Annotated in this window: 1 protein-coding gene; it reads left to right on the forward strand. The window is 47.9% G+C overall.

The window, feature by feature from the left end:
* Positions 1–179 precede the first annotated feature (179 nt).
* Positions 180–679, forward strand: a 500-nt coding sequence (locus K5Q73_RS21325; RefSeq protein ID WP_220766193.1) for a site-specific integrase, incomplete at its 3' end; no start/stop codon positions are given.

Consider the following 679-nt stretch of genomic DNA (forward strand, 5'->3'; position numbering starts at 1 on the left):
AGAGAGGTCTCGTGGGCTCGGTAGCACTATCTCGATTATCGAAAGAGTGCGGTCAGGTGATCTTTGCCATCGCGAGTCAAGATCCCATGCATTTTCATCCTGAGATGGATTACCTTCTCTTGTCACAGCTTAAGCAGTTACTCGATCACCAACTGACTATAATTTAATAACGAGGCTCTATGGCTGACGAAGCGTTATCGAATAATGTGCGTTGGTTGAGTGACTTTGAACGTTACCTGCGCACAGAGCGTCAAGTCTCGGCTTATACGGTTCGTAACTATCTGTTTGAACTGCAGCGAGTCGAGAAGCTATTTAGTGAAATGGACACTTGGCTGTCGCTGCAACACGAGTCTTTACAAGCTATGTTGGCTAAGCTGCATCGTAAAGGCCTAAGTCCACGCTCACTGTCATTGACACTTTCAGCCTTAAAGCAGTTCTACGAGTTTTTACTCAGAGAGCAGAAGATTAAGGTGAATCCGGCCATCAGTCTTACTGCGCCCAAACAGGGTAAACCCCTGCCTAAGAATATGGATGTCGATTCGGTGAGCCATCTGCTCGACATCGATGGCGATGATCCCCTTAGTCTACGTGATAAAGCCATCATGGAGCTGTTTTACTCCTCGGGCTTGCGTCTGGCGGAGCTTGCGGCACTGAATGTCGCTGATATCCAATTCTCCCA

The sequence above is a fragment of the Shewanella sp. MBTL60-112-B2 genome, from assembly GCF_019655055.1.
In the GTDB taxonomy this organism is placed as follows: Bacteria; Pseudomonadota; Gammaproteobacteria; order Enterobacterales; family Shewanellaceae; genus Shewanella.